Below are 19,625 nucleotides of genomic sequence, written 5' to 3' on the forward strand. Positions count from 1 at the left end.
CCGACGGCCTCATTGATAGGTGACCAATTGTGGCGAGGGGATTTATCCCCGTTCGGCTGCGAAGCAGTCGCAAGTCCATCCAGCGAGGTGTGTCAGAAAGAACCGGATTGCAGGGTTTGGGGCCGCTTCGCAGCCCAGCGGGGCGGTGCGACGTTTCGCTAAATCCCCTCGCCACAGTTGTGGTTCATCTCATCACTGCAGTGTTGTCAGACAATCTGTTGCGGATCGCTGTCAGGACTGAACCCCAAAATCAGCTTTGGTGGTAAGCTCGCGCACCATGAATATCTACAGCTCCCGCCCCGTTGTCCTCTGTCTCTCCGGCCACGACCCCAGTGGTGGCGCCGGCTTGCAGGCAGATATCGAAGCCCTGCTCGCGCAGGGTTGCCATGCGGCTCCGGCCGTCACCGCCCTGACCGTGCAAGACACCGTCAACGTCACGGACTTCCGCGTCCTCGACCGTGAGTGGGTACTGGCCCAGGCCAACGCCGTGCTCAACGACTCCGAAGTCGCAGCGGTGAAACTGGGCATGCTCGGTTCGCTGGAGATGGTCGACACGGTTGTCGAACTGCTCTCTGCGCACCCGCACCTGCCAGTGGTCTGCGACCCGGTGCTGCGTGCTGGCGGCGGCGGACGCCTGGGCAAGGACGAGGTCGGCTACGCGATGCGCGAGCGTCTGTTGCCGCTGTCGATCATTGCCACGCCCAATCTTCCTGAAGCGCGCATCCTCGCCGAACTGCCCGAAGGCACGGCCGACGAGTGCGCGGAAAAGCTCCTGCCATTCGTCAAAAACCTGCTGATTACCGGCGGCCATGGCGACGAAACTGAAATCCACAACCGCGTGTACAGCCGCGACGGCCTGCGCGAAACCTTTATCTGCCAGCGCCTGCCGGGCAGCTATCACGGCTCCGGTTGCACGTTGGCCAGCGCCCTCGCCGGTCGCCTGGCTCAGGGCGAACACCTGGCCAGTGCCGTGCGCAGTGCTCTGGATTACACCTGGCGGACCCTGCGCGATGCCGAACAACTGGGCAAAGGCCAGTTCGTGCCGCGTCGCCTGCCGCTGGATTTCTGCTCGTAACGTCGTGAGGTCTGCCCGATGAAACTACGTGGCCTGTATGCCATTACCGACAGCCAGTTGCTGGCCGGCAAGTTTCTGTCTTATGTGGAGGCGGCGCTCGACGGCGGCGTCACCCTGCTGCAATACCGCGACAAGAGCAGCGACGAGGCCCGCCGTCTGCGTGAGGCCGAAGCGCTGCGCAACTTGTGCGAGCGCTACAAGACGCAGCTGATCATCAACGATGACGCCGAGCTGGCCGCGCGCCTCAACGTCGGCGTGCACCTCGGCCAGACCGACGGCCCGCTGTCGCCGACCCGTGCCCTGCTCGGTTCGAAAGCCATCATCGGTTCGACCTGCCATGGGCAAATCGCTCTGGCCGAACAGGCTGCCAAAGAAGGCGCGAGTTACGTCGCCTTCGGCCGCTTCTTCAATTCCACCACCAAACCCGGTGCGCCGAGTTGCAGCCTCGACTTGCTCGACGAAGCCAAACGCACGCTGCACTTGCCGGTCTGCGCGATTGGCGGCATCACCCTCGATAACGCCGCGCCACTGGTCGAGCACGGTGTCGATCTGCTCGCCGTGATCCACGGTTTGTTCGGCGCCGAGAGCAGCGCCGAAGTGACCCGCCGCGCACGCGCCTTCAACGAACTTCTGAAAATCTGATTTGAGAGCCCGATCATGTCTCGTTCCGAAACCCTGTTTGCCAATGCTCAGAAACACATCCCCGGCGGCGTCAACTCGCCGGTGCGCGCGTTCAAGAGCGTCGGCGGCACCCCGCTGTTCTTCAAACACGCCGAAGGCGCTTACGTGACCGACGAAGATGACAAGCGTTATGTCGATTACGTGGGTTCGTGGGGCCCGATGATCCTCGGCCACAGCCATCCGGACGTGCTCGACGCGGTGCGCAATCAGTTGCAACACGGCCTGTCCTACGGTGCACCGACGTCGATGGAAACCGAGATGGCCGATCTGGTCTGCTCGCTGGTGCCGTCGATGGACATGGTGCGCATGGTCAGCTCCGGCACCGAAGCGACCATGAGCGCGATCCGTCTGGCCCGTGGTTACACCGGTCGCGACAGCATCATCAAATTCGAAGGCTGCTACCACGGCCACTCCGACAGCCTGCTGGTCAAGGCCGGTTCCGGCGCTCTGACCCAGGGCGTACCGAGCTCGGCCGGCGTGCCGGCAGCGTTCGCCAAACACACCCTGACCCTGCCGTTCAACGACATCGACGCGGTTGAAGCGATGCTCGCCGAAGTGGGCGAAGAGGTGGCGTGCATCATCGTCGAGCCGGTGGCTGGCAACATGAACTGCGTGCCGCCAGCACCGGGCTTTCTCGAAGGCCTGCGTTCGCTGTGCGACAAGCACGGCGTGGTGCTGATTTTCGACGAAGTGATGACCGGTTTCCGCGTCGCCCTCGGCGGTGCACAGGCGCACTACGGCGTGACGCCGGACCTGACCACGTTCGGCAAGATCATCGGCGGCGGTATGCCGGTGGGCTGCTTCGGTGGCAAGCGCGAGATCATGCAGCGCATCGCCCCACTGGGTCCGGTGTATCAGGCAGGTACGTTGTCGGGTAATCCGCTGGCGATGGCTGCCGGCCTGACGACCTTGCGTCTGATCAGCCGCCCGGGCTTCCACGCCGAACTGACCGACTACACCGCGCGCATGCTCGACGGTCTGCAGCAGCGCGCCGATGCCGCCGGCATTCCGTTCGTGACCACTCAGGCCGGCGGCATGTTCGGTCTGTACTTCAGCGGCGCCGATGACATCGTCACCTTCGACGACGTGATGGCCAGCGACGCGGCAATGTTCGGTCGCTTCTTCCACTTGATGCTGGAAGGTGGCGTGTACCTGGCGCCGAGCGCTTTCGAAGCCGGTTTCACCTCGATTGCCCACGGCGAAGCCGAGTTGCAACTGACGCTGGACGCTGCCGAGCGTGCCTTCGCTGCACTGAAATAATCGCCGTACCGCTGACGTTGGCTATGGCCAGCGTCAGCTTTCACCTACATCCGCTCGGTTTTTCCGACGCGTCTGCGAAAATCCTGCCCGAATCGGGCGATATATTCCCCAAGCAGCAGAAAAACGAGTAAAGACTTTGTAAGGATGGCCCTGCTTATTTCATAATGCGCGCTTATTGGATCCCTCGACGGGTCCGCGTGCCCTTCAGAGGTAAGTCGATTCCCATGAACCGCACCGGCCGCACCCTTGCATTGGGCTGCCTGTTGCTCCTTCAGCCCCTGCTCGCGCATGCACAAGCAGGCGGCAACTCGTTGTTGATCCCGGCGATGGGTCGTTGCACCCTCAATACTCAGCCGCAAGACGTCACGCAGGCACTGGCCGCCTGCCAGAAAGCGGCGGACGAAGGGGACGCGCAAGCGCAATACGAGTTGGGTGAGTTCTACTACGACGGCAAGAACGCGCCGCGCGACCTCAATCAAGCCCTGAGCTATTTCGAAAAGGCCTCGCTGCAAGGCCACGCCCAGGCGCAATTCAAGCTCGGCAGCATGTTCTTCCACGGTGAAGGCGTGCAGGCCAACAATATCCAGGCCTACATCGTGCTGAAGATGGCAGCGGTCAACGGTGCTGAAGAGGCATTGGACACGGCTGACGAAGTCTCGGAAAAGATGTCCCGCGAAGATCTCGAAACCGCTACTCAGGTGCTCGGGCAGATTTTCCGCAAATACCTGATGGAACTGCAGAACGCCGACGGGCGTACGCCGTTTTCACCTCTTCCCTGATTTTTGCGCCGACCTTTCTGGCCTCTTCGCGAGCAGGCTCGCTCCCACAGAGTATCTTCTGAACACTGGAGATCTACTGTGGGAGCGAGCCTGCTCGCGAATGGGGGCTACGCGGTCTTGAAGCTTACTTTTCAGGCATCGGCATCGGAAACGGCATGACATTGCCGACCGCGCCCCGGGCTTCGCTGATTTTCGGCGTGCCCAGACGTTCCACTTCGTCGATGCGCACGATCGAATGCATCGGTACAAAGCTGCGCACCACGCCTTCGAACTGCGCCTTGAGCTTTTCTTCGCTCGGATCGACGACCATTTGCGTGCGCTCGCCAAAGACGAATTCTTCAACTTCCAGGAAACCCCACAGATCACTTTGATAGATCTGCTTGGCGTACATTTCGAACACCTGGCCCTGGTTGAGGAAAATCACCTTGTAGATTGGAGCTTCGCGTTTGGTCATGGCGGGCGGATAACATCGGGGTAAAAATGAGGGCGCGAACTATAGCATAGCCACCGGACGCACAGCGGTAGGAACCTGACGGCTTGTTCCCTATAATGCGCGGTTCTTTGAATCACGTGACGACCCGAATCCATGGCCAAGAAGCTTTACATCGAAACCCACGGTTGCCAGATGAACGAGTACGACAGCTCGCGCATGGTCGATCTGCTGGGCGAACATCAGGCCCTGGAAGTCACCGCTCGCGCGGAAGACGCCGACGTGATTCTGCTCAATACCTGCTCGATCCGCGAACGCGCGCAAGACCGCGTGTATTCGCAGCTCGGCCGCTGGCGCGAACTGAAGCTGGCCAACCCGGACATGGTCATCGCTGTCGGCGGTTGCGTGGCAAGCCAGGAAGGCGCGGCGATCCGCGATCGCGCTCCCTACGTTGACGTGGTGTTCGGCCCGCAGACCCTGCACCGTCTGCCGGAAATGATCGATGCCGCACGCATTACCAAGCTGCCGCAAGTCGACGTCTCCTTCCCGGAAATCGAAAAATTCGACCACCTGCCGGAGCCGCGTATCGACGGCCCCAGTGCCTACGTGTCGGTGATGGAAGGTTGCAGCAAGTACTGCACGTTCTGCGTGGTGCCGTACACTCGTGGCGAAGAGGTCAGCCGACCGTTCGACGACGTGATCGCGGAAATCATTCACCTGGCCGAACACGGCGTGCGTGAAGTGACCTTGCTCGGGCAGAACGTCAACGGCTATCGCGGCCAGACCCACGACGGTCGTCTGGCCGATCTGGCCGAACTGATCCGCGTGGTCGCCGCCGTCGATGGCATCGACCGCATCCGCTACACCACCTCGCACCCGCTGGAGTTCTCCGACAGCCTGATCCAGGCCCACGCCGAAGTGCCGGAACTGGTCAAGCACCTGCACTTGCCGGTGCAGTCGGGTTCGGACCGGATTCTCGCGGCGATGAAGCGCAACCACACGGCGCTGGAGTACAAATCCAAGCTGCGCAAATTGCGCGCCGCCGTACCGGGGATCTGCATCAGTTCGGACTTCATCGTCGGTTTCCCCGGCGAGACCGAGAAAGACTTCGAACAGACCATGAAGTTGATTGCCGATGTCGGCTTCGATTTCTCCTACTCGTTCGTCTATAGCCAGCGCCCGGGCACGCCCGCTGCCGATCTGGCCGATGACACGCCGGAAGAATTGAAGAAAGAACGTCTGAACGCGCTGCAACATCGTTTGAATCAGCAGGGCTTCGAGATCAGCCGACAAATGGTCGGTTCGATCCAGCGGATTCTGGTGACCGATTATTCGAAGAAAGACCCGGGCGAGCTGCAGGGCCGTACCGAGAATAATCGTATCGTCAACTTCCGCTGCGACAATCCGACGTTGATTGGCCAGTTTGCCGACGTGCACATCGACGCCGCGCAACCGCACTCACTGCGTGGTTCGCTGATTCAATAACGCTGCATTTCTCCTGTGGGAGCGAGCCTGCTCGCGAAGGCGATCTGTCAGACAAATCAATGTTGAATGTGTCGCCGCCTTCGCGAGCAGGCTCGCTCCCACAGGTACAGCGTCAGAGGCATGAATCGGGCGGGCTCATTTAAGAGCTTTCGCACCCACGCCACTGGCGTTATCCTTGATTTCATCCTAATTGCCCCAGGGCGGCTAAATACGACCTTGAACGCACCCATCGAACCACATCGTTTTCTCCTCGAGCCTTTTGAGGCTCGCCGCTTCGCCAATCTGTGCGGGCAATTCGACGAGCATTTGCGCTTGATCGAACAGCGCCTGGCCATCGAGATCCGCAATCGCGGAAACCAGTTCGAGTTGATTGGCGATCCAAAACTCACCACGTCCGCGGAAAACCTGCTGCGCCGCCTGTACCGGGAAACCAAGGGTACCGAGCTGTCGCCAGACCTGGTGCACCTGTTCATTCAGGAATCAGCAGATATCGACAATCCGGCCCCTGCCGAAGCGACCGTCGCCCTGCGCACCAAGAAAGGCATGATTCGCCCGCGCGGCTTGAATCAGCAGCGCTACGTGAACGAAATCCTCGGCAACGACATCAACTTCGGCATCGGCCCGGCCGGTACTGGCAAGACCTACCTGGCCGTGGCCTGCGCGGTGGATGCGCTGGAGCGCGAGCAGATCCGCCGCATCCTGCTGGTGCGTCCGGCGGTCGAAGCGGGCGAAAAACTCGGCTTCCTGCCCGGCGACCTTTCACAGAAGATCGACCCGTACCTGCGCCCGCTCTACGACGCGCTGTACGAAATGCTCGGTTTCGAATACGTCGCCAAGCTGATCGAGAAACAGGTAATCGAAGTCGCGCCGCTGGCCTACATGCGCGGTCGTACGCTGAACAACAGCTTCATCATTCTCGACGAAAGCCAGAACACCACCGTCGAGCAGATGAAGATGTTCCTCACCCGCATCGGCTTCGGCTCCACCGCCGTGATCACCGGCGACATCACCCAGGTCGATCTGCCGCGCGGCACCAAGTCCGGCTTGCACCATGTGATCGAAGTGCTCAAAGACGTGCCGGGCATCAGCTTCACCCACTTCCAGCCCAAAGACGTCGTGCGCCACCCGTTGGTGCAGCGGATCGTCGAGGCCTACGAGCGCTTCGAGACCCGTGCCGAAGCTGCAAAGGAAGCCTCGCGCGATGCTTGAGCTGGATCTGCAAATCGCCACCGAGGCCAGCGCGCCGAGTGAAGCCGAGTTCCGTCAGTGGTGCGAACTGGCCCTGCGCCAGCGCAGCGCTGATTCGGAAATGACCATTCGTCTGGTCGACGAGGAAGAAGGCCGCGAGCTCAATCACACCTGGCGCCACAAGGACTACGCGACCAATGTGTTGTCGTTCCCGGCGGAAGTGCCTGACGAGTTCCTCGATATTCCGCTGCTCGGCGATCTGGTCATCTGCGTGGCCGTGGTCGAACGCGAAGCCGCCGAGCAGGGCAAGGAACTAAAGGCCCACTGGGCACATCTGGTCATTCACGGCTGCTTGCATCTGCTCGGTTACGACCATATAGATGACGACGAAGCCGAGGAAATGGAAGCACTGGAACGCGAGTTGCTTGCTGAACTGGGCTATCCCGATCCGTACGCGGATGACGAAACCGAACCAACCCCCATCGTTACAACAAAGGATTCAGAGTAATCGCTATGAGCGAAGATCGATCGAGCAACGGGCAGAAGTCATGGCTGGGTAAACTGACCCAGGCTTTTGCCCACGAGCCGAAGAACCGTCAGGAGCTCCTCGAGCTGCTGCGTGATGCACATCAGAACAAACTGCTGGACAGCGAAGCGCTGGCCATCGTCGAAGGCGCCATCCAGGTGGCTGACCTGCAAGTGCGCGACATCATGGTGCCGCGTTCGCAGATGATCAGCATCAAGGCGACCCAGACACCCCGCGAATTCCTCCCTGCCGTGGTCGACTCGGCCCACTCGCGCTATCCGGTCATCGGCGAAAGCCATGACGACGTGATGGGCGTGCTGCTGGCCAAGGACCTGCTGCCGCTGATCCTCAAGGAAAACGGCGACAGCTTCAACATCAAGGACCTGCTGCGCCCGGCCACCTTCGTGCCGGAGTCCAAGCGTCTGAACGTGTTGCTGCGTGAATTCCGTGCCAACCACAATCACATGGCCATCGTCATCGACGAATACGGCGGCGTAGCCGGTCTGGTGACCATCGAAGACGTGCTCGAGCAGATCGTCGGCGACATCGAGGACGAGCACGACGTCGAAGAAGACAGCTACATCAAGCCGCTGCCTAGCGGTGACTTCCTGATCAAAGCGCTGACGCCGATCGAGAACTTCAACGAGTTCTTCGACAGCGAATTCTCCGACGACGAGTTCGACACCGTCGGCGGCCTGGTGATGAGCGCGTTCGGGCACTTGCCAAAACGCAACGAAACCACTGAAATCGGCGCTTATCGTTTCCGCATCCTGAACGCCGACAGCCGTCGGATTCATTTGCTGCGACTGACGCCTATCGCTCGTTAATTCTAAGGACTGAAATGCGCTGGACAACCCGCCCCGGCTGGCCCGGTAACCTGCTGGCCGTGGCGGCCGGTGCAATCACCACATTCGCTCTCGCACCGTTCGACATCTGGCCGCTGGCATTGCTGGCGGTCGGTCTGTTCTATGCCGGTTTGCGTGAGCTGAGCCCGCGTCAGGCGCTCGGCCGTGGCTGGTGCTTCGGCTTTGGCCTGTTCGGCGCCGGCACCAGTTGGATCTATTACAGCATTCATCATTTCGGCGGCGCTTCGGTGTTGCTCGCCGGATTCCTGATGCTGCTGTTCACCGCGGCGATTGCCTGGTTCTTCGCCCTGCCCGCCTGGCTGTGGGCGCGCTGGTTGCGACGTAACGAAGCACCGCTGGCGGATGCCTTGGCCTTTGCGGCGTTGTGGGTCGGCCAGGAAGCGTTTCGTGGCTGGTTCCTTACCGGTTTCCCGTGGTTGTATTCCGGTTACAGTCAGCTCGACGGTCCGCTGGCCGGACTCGCGCCGGTGGGCGGCATGTGGCTGGTGTCGTTCGTCCTGGCACTTACAGCAGCGCTGATCTACAACGCTCCGCGCTTGTTGCAGGCACGCCGCAAAGGTTTTATCGCGGCCGGTGTGGTACTGCTGGCGGGGCCTTGGGTGGCGGGCATTGCCCTCAAAGGCCACGCGTGGACCAGCCCGTCCGGCGCACCGCTGACGGTCGCCGCGATTCAGGGCAATGTCGCGCAAAGCATGAAATGGGACCCGGCAGAACTCAACGCGCAACTGGCGCTGTACCGTGATCTGAGCTTCCGCTCCAAACCGGTCGATCTGCTGATCTGGCCGGAAACCGCCGTGCCGGTGTTGAAGGAGTCCGCCGAGGGCTACCTGACGATGATGGGCAACTTCGCCGCCGAGCGTAAATCGGCGTTGATCACCGGTGTGCCGATCCGCCAGACCGTGCATCACGAACGGCGCTTCTTCAACGGCATCACCGTGGTCGGCGAAGGCGACGGCACTTACCTGAAGCAGAAACTGGTGCCGTTCGGCGAGTACGTGCCGTTGCAGGACCTGTTGCGCGGCTTGATCGCGTTCTTCGACCTGCCGATGTCGGACTTCGCCCGCGGCCCGTCGGATCAAGCGCTCTTGCAAGCCAAGGGTTACCAGATCGCACCGTTTATCTGCTACGAAGTGGTCTATCCGGAATTTGCCGCCGGCCTGTCGGCACGCAGCGATCTGCTGCTGACGATCAGCAACGACACCTGGTTCGGCACTTCGATCGGCCCACTGCAACACCTGCAGATGGCGCAGATGCGCGCGCTGGAGGCCGGACGCTGGATGATCCGCGCCACCAACAACGGCGTCACCGGCCTGATCAACCCGTTCGGGCAGATCACCGAGCAGATTCCACAGTTCGAACAAGGCGTGTTGTATGGCGAAGTGGTGCCGATGCACGACCTGACACCGTATCTGCAATGGCGCTCGTGGCCGCTGATCGTGTTGTGCCTGCTGCTGTTTGGCTGGGCGCTGATGGCCAATCGGATGTCAAAAACCCTCTGAGAAATGTGGCGAGGGGATTTATCCCCGCTGGAGTGCGCAGCAGTCCCCTCTTCTGAAGGTAAGAGAGGGGCCGCTACGCGCCCCATCGGGGATAAATCCCCTCGCCACGATGATCTTCAGCGGTAAAACAGCGAATACCCCACCTGCCCCACCGCCTCATTGAGCAACTGCCCGCTCTGCCAGATCGACTTGAACTCCGGCAGCCAGCCGCCGAATGGCCGGGCATTATCGGTACCGAGGAAACCCACCGGCGCCGGCACCACTTCGAATCCGGCCTGCTCAAAGCTCCACACCGCGCGCGGCATGTGCCACGCCTGCGTCACCACGACAACCCGCTTGATCCCCTGCGGCAAGAGAATATCGGCCGTCATCTTCGCGTTCTCCCATGTGGTGCGGCTCTCGCCTTCCTGCCAGCGCACCGTTACGTCGAAATCATCACGCAACGAATCTGCCATCAATTTCGCTTCGGTCGGCGGCGTGCCGTAGTGCAGGCCGCCGCTGGTCAGAATCGGCAGGCCCGAGGCCTTGGCCAGGCGCGCCGCGTAACGCTGACGCTCAAGACCGATGCCGGTCGGCTGGTCTTCGCCCCACGCGATGTCTCCGCGCTCGCGACCCGAGCCCAGCACCACAATCGCATCGGCACGTTGCGCCAGGGTCGTCCATTCTGACCGGGCCAGCGGCGGCTCACGTTCCAGCGCCTTGGCGCTCCACTGCACCACCACCGGCAGGCTCATCAGCAGCAGGCCACCAAAACCAACGGCAAAACACACGCCAGCCAATCGCGGCCGCGAGCGGCGCAGCCACCAGGCGGCCAGCAACAGCAGCAAAAGAATGCCGGGCGGCAGTAAAAGTTGTTTGATGAAATATCGAAAGGGCATCGGGCATCTCCAAAGATGCCCGAAGCCTAAGAGTGTTGATTACGAGTTACAACCAATAGGCGGGATCCTGTTGCAAAAGATCCGTTTCATGACCTGCCATGCGCTTACTTGGCCTGCACAGAACGCACCTTGCCGGTGTCTCTGCGCGGCGCCTTGTCCTTGAGCCAGATGACCTTGGCCGAATGTGCTGCATCGAGTTGCTTCACTGCTTGAGACAGGCATCCCTGCGTTTCACGTTCACTGCGATCCAGATAGGCCTTGACCAGTTTGAACTCGGCGGGGCTCAAGCCACGCAATTCCAGTTCCAGGGGGCGCTCGTCGCGCAGCCGGTCGGCGGTTTTCACGGCGTCCAGCGCCATGCCCAGACGATCGATCAACCTTTCGTACAACTCGGGTTTCGTTACGTTTTTTTTCCGTTGCTCCACCATCCCTCACCTCATTGAAGATAAGACTCACTCCCCAGTTAGAGCTTAGCTTCGCTGCACGAACCGGCTACACGCCGCGACCAACGGCCCTCGTCGCCCAAAAGGTCTGGCAAACAGCTGTAATCAGGGTTTCCCTCGGCCAAGCGCGGTCATGTATGCTACGGCGCTTCCTGTCATTCCACTTCCAGCGCACCCGGGCCATCCCGGATGCCGCCGTCGAAGAGGATTAGGCCACCCCTATCCAGTACAAAAGTAGCCATGCACGAACAATATCAGCCACGTGAGATCGAAGCCGCCGCCCAGTCGTTCTGGGATGAGCAAAAGTCCTTTGAAGTCAGTGAACAGCCAGGCAAGGAAACCTACTACTGCCTGTCGATGTTCCCTTACCCCAGCGGCAAGCTGCACATGGGCCACGTGCGCAACTACACCATCGGCGACGTGATCTCGCGCTACCAGCGCATGCAGGGCAAGAATGTGCTGCAGCCAATGGGTTGGGATGCGTTCGGCATGCCGGCGGAAAACGCCGCAATGAAAAACAACGTAGCGCCCGCCAAGTGGACCTACGAGAACATCGCCTACATGAAGTCGCAGCTGCGCAGCCTCGGCCTCGCGGTGGACTGGTCCCGTGAAGTGACCACCTGCAAGCCGGACTACTACCGCTGGGAACAATGGCTGTTCACCCGCCTGTTTGAAAAAGGCGTGATCTACCGTAAGAACGGCACCGTGAACTGGGACCCGGTCGACCAGACCGTTCTGGCCAACGAGCAAGTCATCGACGGCCGTGGCTGGCGTTCCGGCGCGCTGATCGAAAAGCGCGAAATCCCGATGTACTACTTCAAGATCACCGCTTACGCCGACGAGCTGCTGGAAAGCCTCGACGAACTGACTGGCTGGCCGGAACAGGTCAAGACCATGCAGCGCAACTGGATCGGCAAGTCCCGTGGCATGGAAGTGCAGTTCCCGTACAACGTCGATTCGATCGGCGAAGCCGGCACCCTGAAAGTCTTCACCACCCGTCCGGACACCCTGATGGGCGCGACCTACGTCGCCGTCGCTGCCGAGCACCCGCTGGCCACCCTGGCCGCGCAGAACAATCCCGAGCTGCAAGCGTTCATCGCTGAATGCAAGGGCGGCAGCGTCGCTGAAGCCGATGTCGCCACCCAGGAAAAGAAAGGCCTGCCGACCGGCCTGTTCGTCGAGCACCCGCTGACCGGCGAGAAGCTGCCGGTGTGGGTCGCCAACTACGTGCTGATGCACTACGGCGACGGCGCGGTCATGGCTGTTCCGGCCCACGACGAGCGCGATTTCGAGTTCGCTCACAAGTACAACCTGCCGGTGAAATCGGTGGTGCGCACCAGCTCCGGCGACAGCAACCCGGCGCCGTGGCAAGACGCCTACGGCGAGCACGGCACACTGATCAACTCCGGTGAGTTCGACGGCCTCGACTTCGCCGGCGCGTTCGACGCCATGGAAGTCGCCCTGATCAAGAAAGAACTCGGCGCCTCGCGCACCCAGTTCCGCCTGCGCGACTGGGGCATCAGCCGCCAGCGCTACTGGGGCTGCCCGATCCCGATCATCCATTGCGCCACCTGCGGCGACGTGCCGGTGCCGGAAGATCAACTGCCTGTCGTTCTGCCGGAAGACGTGGTGCCGGACGGCGCCGGTTCGCCGCTGGCGCGCATGCCCGAGTTCTACGAGTGCAGTTGCCCGAAATGCGGCGCGCCGGCCAAGCGCGAAACCGACACCATGGACACCTTTGTCGAGTCGTCGTGGTACTACGCGCGTTACGCCTCGCCGCATTTTGAAGGTGGTCTGGTGGAGAAATCCGCAGCCGACCATTGGCTGCCGGTGGATCAGTACATCGGCGGTATCGAACACGCCATTCTGCACCTGCTCTACGCGCGCTTCTTCCACAAGTTGATGCGCGATGAAGGTCTGGTCAGCTCCAACGAGCCGTTCAAGAACCTGCTGACCCAGGGCATGGTGATCGCCGAGACTTACTATCGTCGCGAAGCCAATGGTGCCTATACCTGGTTCAACCCGGCGGACGTGGAACTGGAGCGTGACAGCAAAGCCAAGGTCATCAGCGCCAAGCTGAAATCCGACGGCCTGCCGGTGGAAATCGGCGGTACCGAGAAGATGGCCAAGTCGAAGAACAACGGCGTCGACCCGCAGTCGATGATCGACCAGTTCGGTGCCGACACCTGCCGTCTGTTCATGATGTTCGCCTCGCCGCCTGACATGAGCGCCGAATGGTCCGACTCCGGCGTTGAAGGATCGCACCGTTTCCTCAAGCGCGTCTGGCGTCTGGCGCAAGCCCACGTCACCCAGGGCCTGCCGGGCAAACTGGATATCGCCGCCCTGAACGACGAGCAGAAAACCGTGCGTCGTGCGATTCACCTGGCGATCAAGCAGGCCAGTCATGACGTCGGCCAGAACCACAAATTCAACACCGCCATCGCTCAGGTGATGACGCTGATGAACGTGCTGGAAAAAGCCGCCCAAGGCACCGATCAGGACCGCGCGCTGCTGCACGAAGGCCTGGAAGCGGTGACCCTGCTGCTGGCACCGATCACCCCACACATCAGCCACGAACTGTGGAAGCAGTTGGGTCACGCAGATGCGGTGATCGATGCAGGCTGGCCGGCCGTGGACGAAAGTGCCCTGGTGCAGGACAACCTGACCCTGGTGATTCAGGTCAACGGCAAGCTGCGCGGGCAGATCGAAATGCCGGCCAGCGCCACCCGCGAAGAGATCGAAGCCGCCGCGCGCACCAACGAAAACGTGCTGCGTTTCGTCGACGGCCTGACCATTCGCAAAGTGATCGTGGTGCCGGGCAAACTGGTCAACATCGTCGCCAGCTAAATTGGATCGGCTGCCAGGCTCGCCTGGCAGCCAGTAAAACCTTTCGGGCCGCAGAGTCGGCTCACCTGGTTTCAAGGGGAGCAACACAATGATCAAACGCAATCTGCTGGTGATGGGCCTCGCCGTTCTGCTGAGCGCCTGCGGTTTCCAGTTGCGTGGTACCGGCACCAATGAACTGTCGATCAAGGAAATCGACCTGAGCGCGCGCAACGCTTACGGCGAAACCGTGACTCAATTGCGCCAGGTGCTGGAGTCCAGCGGCGTCAAGGTCTACACCGGCGCGCCATACAAGTTGTACCTGGCTGACGAGCAGGAAAACCAGCGCATTCTCAGCTATGCCGGCGCCGGTCGCACAGGCGAGTATCAGGTCAGTACCGTGCTGAGCTACGACATCCGCGGCGAGAACAATCTGTCACTGATCAGCGACAAGCTTGAAGTGCAAAAGGTGTTCATTCATGACGGCAACAACCTTGTCGGCTCCGATCAGGAAGCCAGTGACGCCCGTCGCGAGACCCGTCGTGAACTGGTTCAGCGCATGATGCTGCGCCTGTCGCAGCTGACTCCTGGCCAGTTGCAGCAACTGCAGCAAACCGCCAACGACCGCGCCAAGGCTGAAGCCGATGCGCTGGAAGCGGCACAGAAGGCTGAGGCGGAAACTCCGCGTCAGTCGCCGCTCGAAATCCCGCAGCAGTAAGACGGTCGGGGCGCCCAGGCGCCCCGTTCGCCCTTTCTTATGAAGCTCGCTCCCGCGCAACTTGGCAAACACCTGCAAGGCGCACTCGCGCCGGTCTACATCATCAGCGGCGATGACCCGCTGCTGTGTCAGGAAGCCGCCGACGCCATCCGCACCGCTGCCCGCCAGCAAGGTTTCGACGAACGCCAGGTCTTCGCCGCCGACGCCAATTTCGATTGGGGTACGTTGCTGCAGGCCGGCGCGAGCATGTCGCTGTTCGCCGAAAAACGCCTGCTGGAGCTGCGCCTGCCGTCGGGCAAGCCTGGCGACAAAGGCGCCGCCGCGCTGATCGAATACTGCTCACGCCCTGCTGAAGACACTGTCCTGCTGATCAGCTTGCCGAAGCTCGATGGCAGCGCGCAGAAAACCAAGTGGGGCAAGGCGCTGGTCGAAGGCCAACAAACCCAGTTTGTGCAGATCTGGCCGGTGGATGCCAATCAGCTGCCCAGCTGGATTCGTCAGCGCCTGTCCCAGGCCGGTCTATCGGCCAGTCAGGACGCGGTCGAATTGATTGCCGCGCGTGTCGAAGGCAACCTGCTCGCCGCTGCCCAGGAAATCGAAAAGCTCAAGTTGATGGCCGAAGGTGGGCAGATCACCGTCGAAACCGTTCAAGCCGCCGTGGCCGATAGTGCGCGGTTTGACGTGTTCGGCCTGACCGACGCGGTGCTCAACGGCGAACCGGCCCACGCCTTGCGCATGCTCGAAGGTTTGCGCGGCGAAGGCGTCGAACCGCCGGTGATCCTCTGGGCACTGGCGCGGGAGTTGCGCCTGCTGGCCAATATTTCCCTGCAATACAGCCAGGGCACCCCACTGGACAAGTGCTTCAGCCAGTCGAAACCCCCCGTCTGGGACAAGCGCAAGCCGCTGATGAGCAAGGCACTGCAACGCTACTCGGCGCAACGCTGGGCGCAGTTGCTGCTCGAAGCGCAGCGTATCGATGCGCAGATCAAGGGTCAGGCGGCGGGATCGCCGTGGATGAGCTTGAGTCGCTTGGCTCTATTGATGGCAGGCCAACGCCTGTCTTTGCCTGCCGAATAAGATCAAAAGATCGCAGCCTTCGGCAGCTCCTACATTTGAAATGTATCCCCCCTGCAGGAGCTGCCAGAGGCTGCGATCTTTTGACTTTTCTTTAGCATGAGCAGATTATCCGCAACGCGAAACCCACCACACCGAGAGAACCCTCATGAGCAAAAAGCCAGCAAAGCATGGCCCCAACAAGGCCAAATCCATCGTCGCCCAGCCCTTGTTCCGCAGCCGCCAGGAACGACCAGCCAAGGGCAAAGGCAGCTACCGCCGCGAAGCCTTCCGGTCTGACAACCGGGAGGCTTTTTACTTTCTGGCTGCCTGAAGCGCACTACCCCCCGCTCATGTTAAGGTCTGCACCTGATTCGTTTCCCCTGGAACTGTGCATGCCCCCAAGTCTTTCCCGTCGTTGGCCCGTGCGCCAATTGATCGCTGCCTCCAGCTTCATCCTGCTTGTCGCCTGCGCGGAAAAACCCACCGCCGCCGATGCACAACCGCTTCAAGCCGCCCCGGTTACCACGGCCCCAGCGATCATTCCGCCGGTAGTGCCGTCCGCCGACCCGCTCGATATTCAACCGACCCAGACCTTCGCCGAATGGCAGGCAGGTTTTCGCAAGGACGCCCTCGCCGCCGGGATTCGCCCCGAGCTGTTCGATCAGGCATTTGCCAATGTCAGCTTCGACGCCAGCGTAATCCGTGCCGATCGCAGTCAGCCGGAGTTTTCCCGCCCGGTGTGGGAATACCTCGACGGTGCGCTGTCGCCGCTGCGCGTACGCAAGGGCCAGGCGCTGATCAACCAGTACGCCGACATTCTGCAGAGCATCGAGCAGCGTTATGGCGTTGATCGCCAGGCGCTGGTGTCGGTGTGGGGCATGGAAAGCAACTTCGGCCAGTTCCAGGGCAGCAAGTCGGTGATCAACTCGCTGGCCACCCTTGCCTACGAGGGGCGTCGTCCTGGCTTTGCCCATGCGCAATTGATTGCCGCCCTGCAGATTCTGCAACAGGGCGATATCACCCCGGAGAAAATGCTCGGCTCCTGGGCCGGCGCGATGGGCCAGACCCAGTTCATTCCGACCACTTACAACACCCACGCCGTGGATTTTGACGGTGACGGTCGCCGCGACATCTGGGGCAGCCCGGCCGATGCGCTCGCCTCGACCGCGCATTATCTGCAAAGCTCGGGCTGGCAACGCGGCCAGCCGTGGGGTTTTGAAGTGCAATTGCCGAGCGGTTTCAACTACACGCTGGCCGATGGCGCGATTCGCAAAAGCGTCGCCGAATGGCGGCAACTGGGCGTGAACCTGCCCAATGGCGCGCAGGTGCCAGCCGGCTCCGAACAACTGTCCGCCGCCCTGCTGTTGCCGGCCGGGTATCGTGGCCCGGCGTTTCTGATCCTCGATAACTTCCGGGCGATTCTCAAGTACAACAATTCGTCGTCGTATGCGCTGGCGGTGAGCCTGTTGTCCGAGCGTTTCGAAGGCGCGGGCCTGATCAACGGCAACTGGCCGAAAGATGATCTGCCGCTGAGCCGTACTGAGCGCATCGAACTGCAAACGCTATTGAGCGCGCGTAATTATGACGCCGGCACGGCGGACGGGATTATCGGCGCCAATACGCGCAAGGCAATTCGCAGTGCCCAGCAGGCGCTGGGCTGGCCTGCGGATGGTTACCCGACGCACAAGTTGCTTGAGAGCCTGCGCACCCAATAGAAAGACTGCCGTATGGCGGATATCGCTTTCGCGAGCAGGCTCGCTCCCACAGTTGAGCGTATTCCAATGTGGGAGCGAGCCTGCTCGCGAAGACTGACTGTCAGGCAATAACCGTTTCAGCCTTGATGACCACATCCTGCTCCAGCAGCAACTCCTGCTTTCCCGCATCCAGGCGCACCAGCGCGCCCAACGGCAGTGTCAGGTTCGGGTCGCAATGGCCACTGCGCCAACCCGACAACACCGGAATCCGCAACGACTCAAAGGTTTGCTTGAGCAAGCGATTCAGCGCGTCGACCTCCACTCCGGCGATATCACCGACCAGCACACCGCGCAGTCGGGCCAGCTTGCCGGCCAGACGCATCTGGGTCAGCAGCCGATCAATGCGATACAGCGGCTCGTTGATGTCCTCGATGAACAGAATCACCCCTTCGACATCAATCTCGTAGGGCGTGCCGAGGGTTGCAGCAATCATCGCCAGGTTGCCGCCGAGCAAACGCCCGTGAGCGATGCCCGGTTCGACGGTTGATAACGGATAAGCCGCCGGATGGCTGAGCACACTGCCCGCTTTCAATTGCCCGCGCAGCATGGCGAAGAATGAAGTGACGGTCGGCGGCTCCTTGTCGCCCAGCAGGTCGGCATTGAGCAGCGGCCCGTGAAAGGTCACAAACCCAGCGTAGCGACTGATGGCCAGGTGGAGCGCAGTAATGTCGCTATAGCCGACAAACGGCTTTGCATGCCGGCTGAGCAGGTCGTAATCGATTCGGTCGAGCAAACGCGGCGTACCGTAGCCGCCGCGCAGGCAAATGATCGCGTCGACCTCAGGATCAGCGAATGCCGCGTGCAGATCGCGCAGGCGTACGTCGTCACTGCCGGCCAGATAGCCGTCCTTCTCATAGACACCCGGAAACACCTTCAGCCCATAGCCGCGCGCGCGCATCCATTGCAGCGCTTTTTCAGTATCGAGGGCGCCGGGGCCGGCAGGCGCGATGACGCCGATCGTCCCTTCGGAGGGCAGCGCCGGTACGGCTCGGTGGGCAATCAGGGTGTGGCTCGGTCGAACGGTCATCCTTGGGCTCCAGCGGTAAAGTCATGCACACACAGTAGTCAGCTGAAGAGACAAACAAAAGCCCCTTGTCTCAGGCAAAAAAATGCCCGCCGAGGAACCGTCCTCGGCGGGCATTTTTACATCAGCAGTGAATCAGGAACCCAGCAGCTCGGCCTTGACCAGCTTCGCCTGCTCGTCGGCGTGGTACGAGGAACGTACCAGCGGGCCAGACGCAACGTTCTTGAAGCCCATCTTGTAACCTTCTTCGGCGAACCAGGCGAAGGTGTCCGGGTGCACGAAACGCTGCACCGGCAAGTGGCTGCGCGACGGTTGCAGGTATTGACCGAGGGTCAGCATGTCGATGTCGTGTTCGCGCATGCGCTTCATGACTTCGATGACTTCCTCGTCGGTCTCGCCCAGACCCAGCATCAGGCCGGACTTGGTCGGAATGTGCGGCATCATCTGCTTGAAGCGTTGCAGCAGGGTCAGCGACCACTGGTAATCCGAGCCCGGACGCGCAGCCTTGTACAGGCGCGGCACGGTTTCCAGGTTGTGGTTGAACACATCCGGCGGCTCGGCGGCGGTGATTTCCAGGGCGATGTCCATGCGCCCACGGTAGTCCGGGACCAGGGTCTCGAGCTGAACGTTCGGCGACAGTTTGCGGATTTCGCGGATGCAGTCGGCAAAGTGCTGGGCACCGCCGTCACGCAGGTCGTCGCGGTCCACCGAAGTGATCACCACGTATTTGAGCTTGAGGTCGGCGATGGCGATAGCCAGGCTTTCCGGCTCGTTGACGTCCAGTGGCTTCGGACGACCGTGGCCAACGTCGCAGAACGGGCAGCGGCGGGTGCAGATGTCGCCCATGATCATGAAGGTTGCGGTGCCGCCGGAGAAGCATTCGCCGAGGTTCGGGCAGGACGCTTCTTCGCAGACACTGTGCAGCTTGTGCTTGCGCAGCAGGCTCTTGATGCGGTCGACTTCCGGCGAAACCGGGATGCGCACGCGGATCCAGTCGGGTTTCTTCGGCAGTTCGGTGGTCGGGATGATCTTGACCGGGATGCGTGCAACCTTCTCGGCGCCGCGCAGCTTGACGCCGGCTTCAACCTTGGGACGCGGGGCCGGGCGCTCGGTCACGTCGAGCGTCGGGATCATGGTTTG

19 protein-coding genes are annotated in these 19,625 nt (G+C 61.4%); 14 read left to right on the forward strand and 5 right to left on the reverse strand.

Annotated features, from left to right (window positions below):
• The first annotated feature begins 277 nt into the window (after positions 1 to 277).
• From ND528_RS23695 to ND528_RS23710, 4 genes are all read left to right on the forward strand, one after another.
• Complete coding sequence (locus ND528_RS23695) at positions 278 to 1,075, forward strand: hydroxymethylpyrimidine/phosphomethylpyrimidine kinase (protein WP_007909650.1); 798 nt, start codon at positions 278 to 280, stop codon at positions 1,073 to 1,075.
• Between the two features lie 18 nt (positions 1,076 to 1,093).
• Positions 1,094 to 1,717 (forward strand): thiamine phosphate synthase, encoded by a 624-nt coding sequence (thiE, locus tag ND528_RS23700; protein WP_024014437.1) that lies wholly within the window; start codon positions 1,094 to 1,096, stop codon positions 1,715 to 1,717.
• A gap of 15 nt (positions 1,718 to 1,732) precedes the next feature.
• Positions 1,733 to 3,016: a glutamate-1-semialdehyde 2,1-aminomutase gene (hemL, locus tag ND528_RS23705; RefSeq protein ID WP_130912138.1), complete on the forward strand. Its 1,284-nt coding sequence runs from the start codon at positions 1,733 to 1,735 to the stop codon at positions 3,014 to 3,016.
• Positions 3,017 to 3,240: 224 nt separating this feature from the next.
• Complete coding sequence (locus ND528_RS23710; RefSeq protein ID WP_016773046.1) at positions 3,241 to 3,795, forward strand: tetratricopeptide repeat protein; 555 nt, start codon at positions 3,241 to 3,243, stop codon at positions 3,793 to 3,795.
• Positions 3,796 to 3,919: 124 nt separating this feature from the next.
• On the opposite strand, the gene ND528_RS23715 is transcribed toward ND528_RS23710, so the two are convergent.
• Entirely contained in the window at positions 3,920 to 4,249 is a 330-nt protein-coding gene (locus ND528_RS23715; RefSeq protein ID WP_016773045.1) for a DUF1820 family protein, read from the reverse strand.
• Between the two features lie 132 nt (positions 4,250 to 4,381).
• On the opposite strand from ND528_RS23715, the gene miaB reads away from it, so the two are divergent.
• From miaB to lnt, 5 genes are all read left to right on the forward strand, one after another.
• Positions 4,382 to 5,710 carry a tRNA (N6-isopentenyl adenosine(37)-C2)-methylthiotransferase MiaB gene (miaB, locus tag ND528_RS23720; protein ID WP_130912137.1) on the forward strand — a complete coding sequence of 443 codons (1,329 nt, stop codon included), beginning with the start codon at positions 4,382 to 4,384 and terminating at the stop codon, positions 5,708 to 5,710.
• Positions 5,711 to 5,926: 216 nt separating this feature from the next.
• Positions 5,927 to 6,919, forward strand: a complete 993-nt coding sequence (locus tag ND528_RS23725; protein ID WP_263471351.1) for a PhoH family protein — start codon at positions 5,927 to 5,929, stop codon at positions 6,917 to 6,919.
• The gene (gene ybeY, locus ND528_RS23730) at positions 6,912 to 7,406 is read left to right on the forward strand and encodes an rRNA maturation RNase YbeY (RefSeq protein WP_101160585.1); all 495 of its coding nucleotides are present in this window, start codon (positions 6,912 to 6,914) and stop codon (positions 7,404 to 7,406) included. Before ND528_RS23725 ends, ybeY begins: the two co-directional genes overlap by 8 nt.
• 5 nt (positions 7,407 to 7,411) lie before the next feature.
• The gene (locus ND528_RS23735; RefSeq protein WP_122610970.1) at positions 7,412 to 8,251 is read left to right on the forward strand and encodes an HlyC/CorC family transporter; all 840 of its coding nucleotides are present in this window, start codon (positions 7,412 to 7,414) and stop codon (positions 8,249 to 8,251) included.
• A gap of 14 nt (positions 8,252 to 8,265) precedes the next feature.
• Positions 8,266 to 9,789 carry an apolipoprotein N-acyltransferase gene (lnt, locus tag ND528_RS23740; RefSeq protein WP_263471352.1) on the forward strand — a complete coding sequence of 508 codons (1,524 nt, stop codon included), beginning with the start codon at positions 8,266 to 8,268 and terminating at the stop codon, positions 9,787 to 9,789.
• Between the two features lie 116 nt (positions 9,790 to 9,905).
• Here lnt and ND528_RS23745 read toward each other — a convergent pair whose 3' ends face one another.
• Together ND528_RS23745 and ND528_RS23750 are read right to left on the reverse strand one after the other, a co-directional pair.
• On the reverse strand, positions 9,906 to 10,667 hold the full coding sequence (locus ND528_RS23745; protein ID WP_130912135.1) for a YdcF family protein: 762 nt from the start codon (positions 10,665 to 10,667) through the stop codon (positions 9,906 to 9,908).
• A gap of 104 nt (positions 10,668 to 10,771) precedes the next feature.
• On the reverse strand, positions 10,772 to 11,095 hold the full coding sequence (locus ND528_RS23750) for a hypothetical protein (RefSeq protein WP_024014441.1): 324 nt from the start codon (positions 11,093 to 11,095) through the stop codon (positions 10,772 to 10,774).
• A 255-nt stretch (positions 11,096 to 11,350) separates the two neighbouring features.
• On the opposite strand from ND528_RS23750, the gene leuS reads away from it, so the two are divergent.
• From leuS to ND528_RS23775, 5 genes are all read left to right on the forward strand, one after another.
• Complete coding sequence (gene leuS / locus ND528_RS23755) at positions 11,351 to 13,957, forward strand: leucine--tRNA ligase (protein ID WP_263471353.1); 2,607 nt, start codon at positions 11,351 to 11,353, stop codon at positions 13,955 to 13,957.
• 88 nt (positions 13,958 to 14,045) lie between these two features.
• Positions 14,046 to 14,651 carry an LPS-assembly lipoprotein LptE gene (locus ND528_RS23760; protein WP_130912133.1) on the forward strand — a complete coding sequence of 202 codons (606 nt, stop codon included), beginning with the start codon at positions 14,046 to 14,048 and terminating at the stop codon, positions 14,649 to 14,651.
• 39 nt (positions 14,652 to 14,690) lie between these two features.
• A complete protein-coding gene (holA, locus tag ND528_RS23765; protein WP_041477726.1) occupies positions 14,691 to 15,728 on the forward strand; it encodes a DNA polymerase III subunit delta in 1,038 nt (345 codons plus the stop codon).
• 145 nt (positions 15,729 to 15,873) lie between these two features.
• On the forward strand, positions 15,874 to 16,038 hold the full coding sequence (gene arfA / locus ND528_RS23770; RefSeq protein WP_016773035.1) for an alternative ribosome rescue factor ArfA: 165 nt from the start codon (positions 15,874 to 15,876) through the stop codon (positions 16,036 to 16,038).
• A 61-nt stretch (positions 16,039 to 16,099) separates the two neighbouring features.
• Positions 16,100 to 17,422 (forward strand): lytic murein transglycosylase, encoded by a 1,323-nt coding sequence (locus ND528_RS23775; RefSeq protein WP_130912132.1) that lies wholly within the window; start codon positions 16,100 to 16,102, stop codon positions 17,420 to 17,422.
• Between the two features lie 100 nt (positions 17,423 to 17,522).
• Here ND528_RS23775 and ND528_RS23780 read toward each other — a convergent pair whose 3' ends face one another.
• Positions 17,523 to 18,488 (reverse strand): S66 peptidase family protein, encoded by a 966-nt coding sequence (locus tag ND528_RS23780; protein ID WP_130912131.1) that lies wholly within the window; start codon positions 18,486 to 18,488, stop codon positions 17,523 to 17,525.
• Positions 18,489 to 18,620: 132 nt separating this feature from the next.
• Entirely contained in the window at positions 18,621 to 19,619 is a 999-nt protein-coding gene (gene lipA, locus ND528_RS23785) for a lipoyl synthase (protein WP_160768663.1), read from the reverse strand.
• Positions 19,620 to 19,625 lie beyond the last annotated feature (6 nt).

The sequence above is a fragment of the Pseudomonas mercuritolerans genome (assembly GCF_025706525.1).
In the GTDB taxonomy this organism is placed as follows: domain Bacteria; phylum Pseudomonadota; class Gammaproteobacteria; order Pseudomonadales; family Pseudomonadaceae; genus Aquipseudomonas; species Aquipseudomonas mercuritolerans.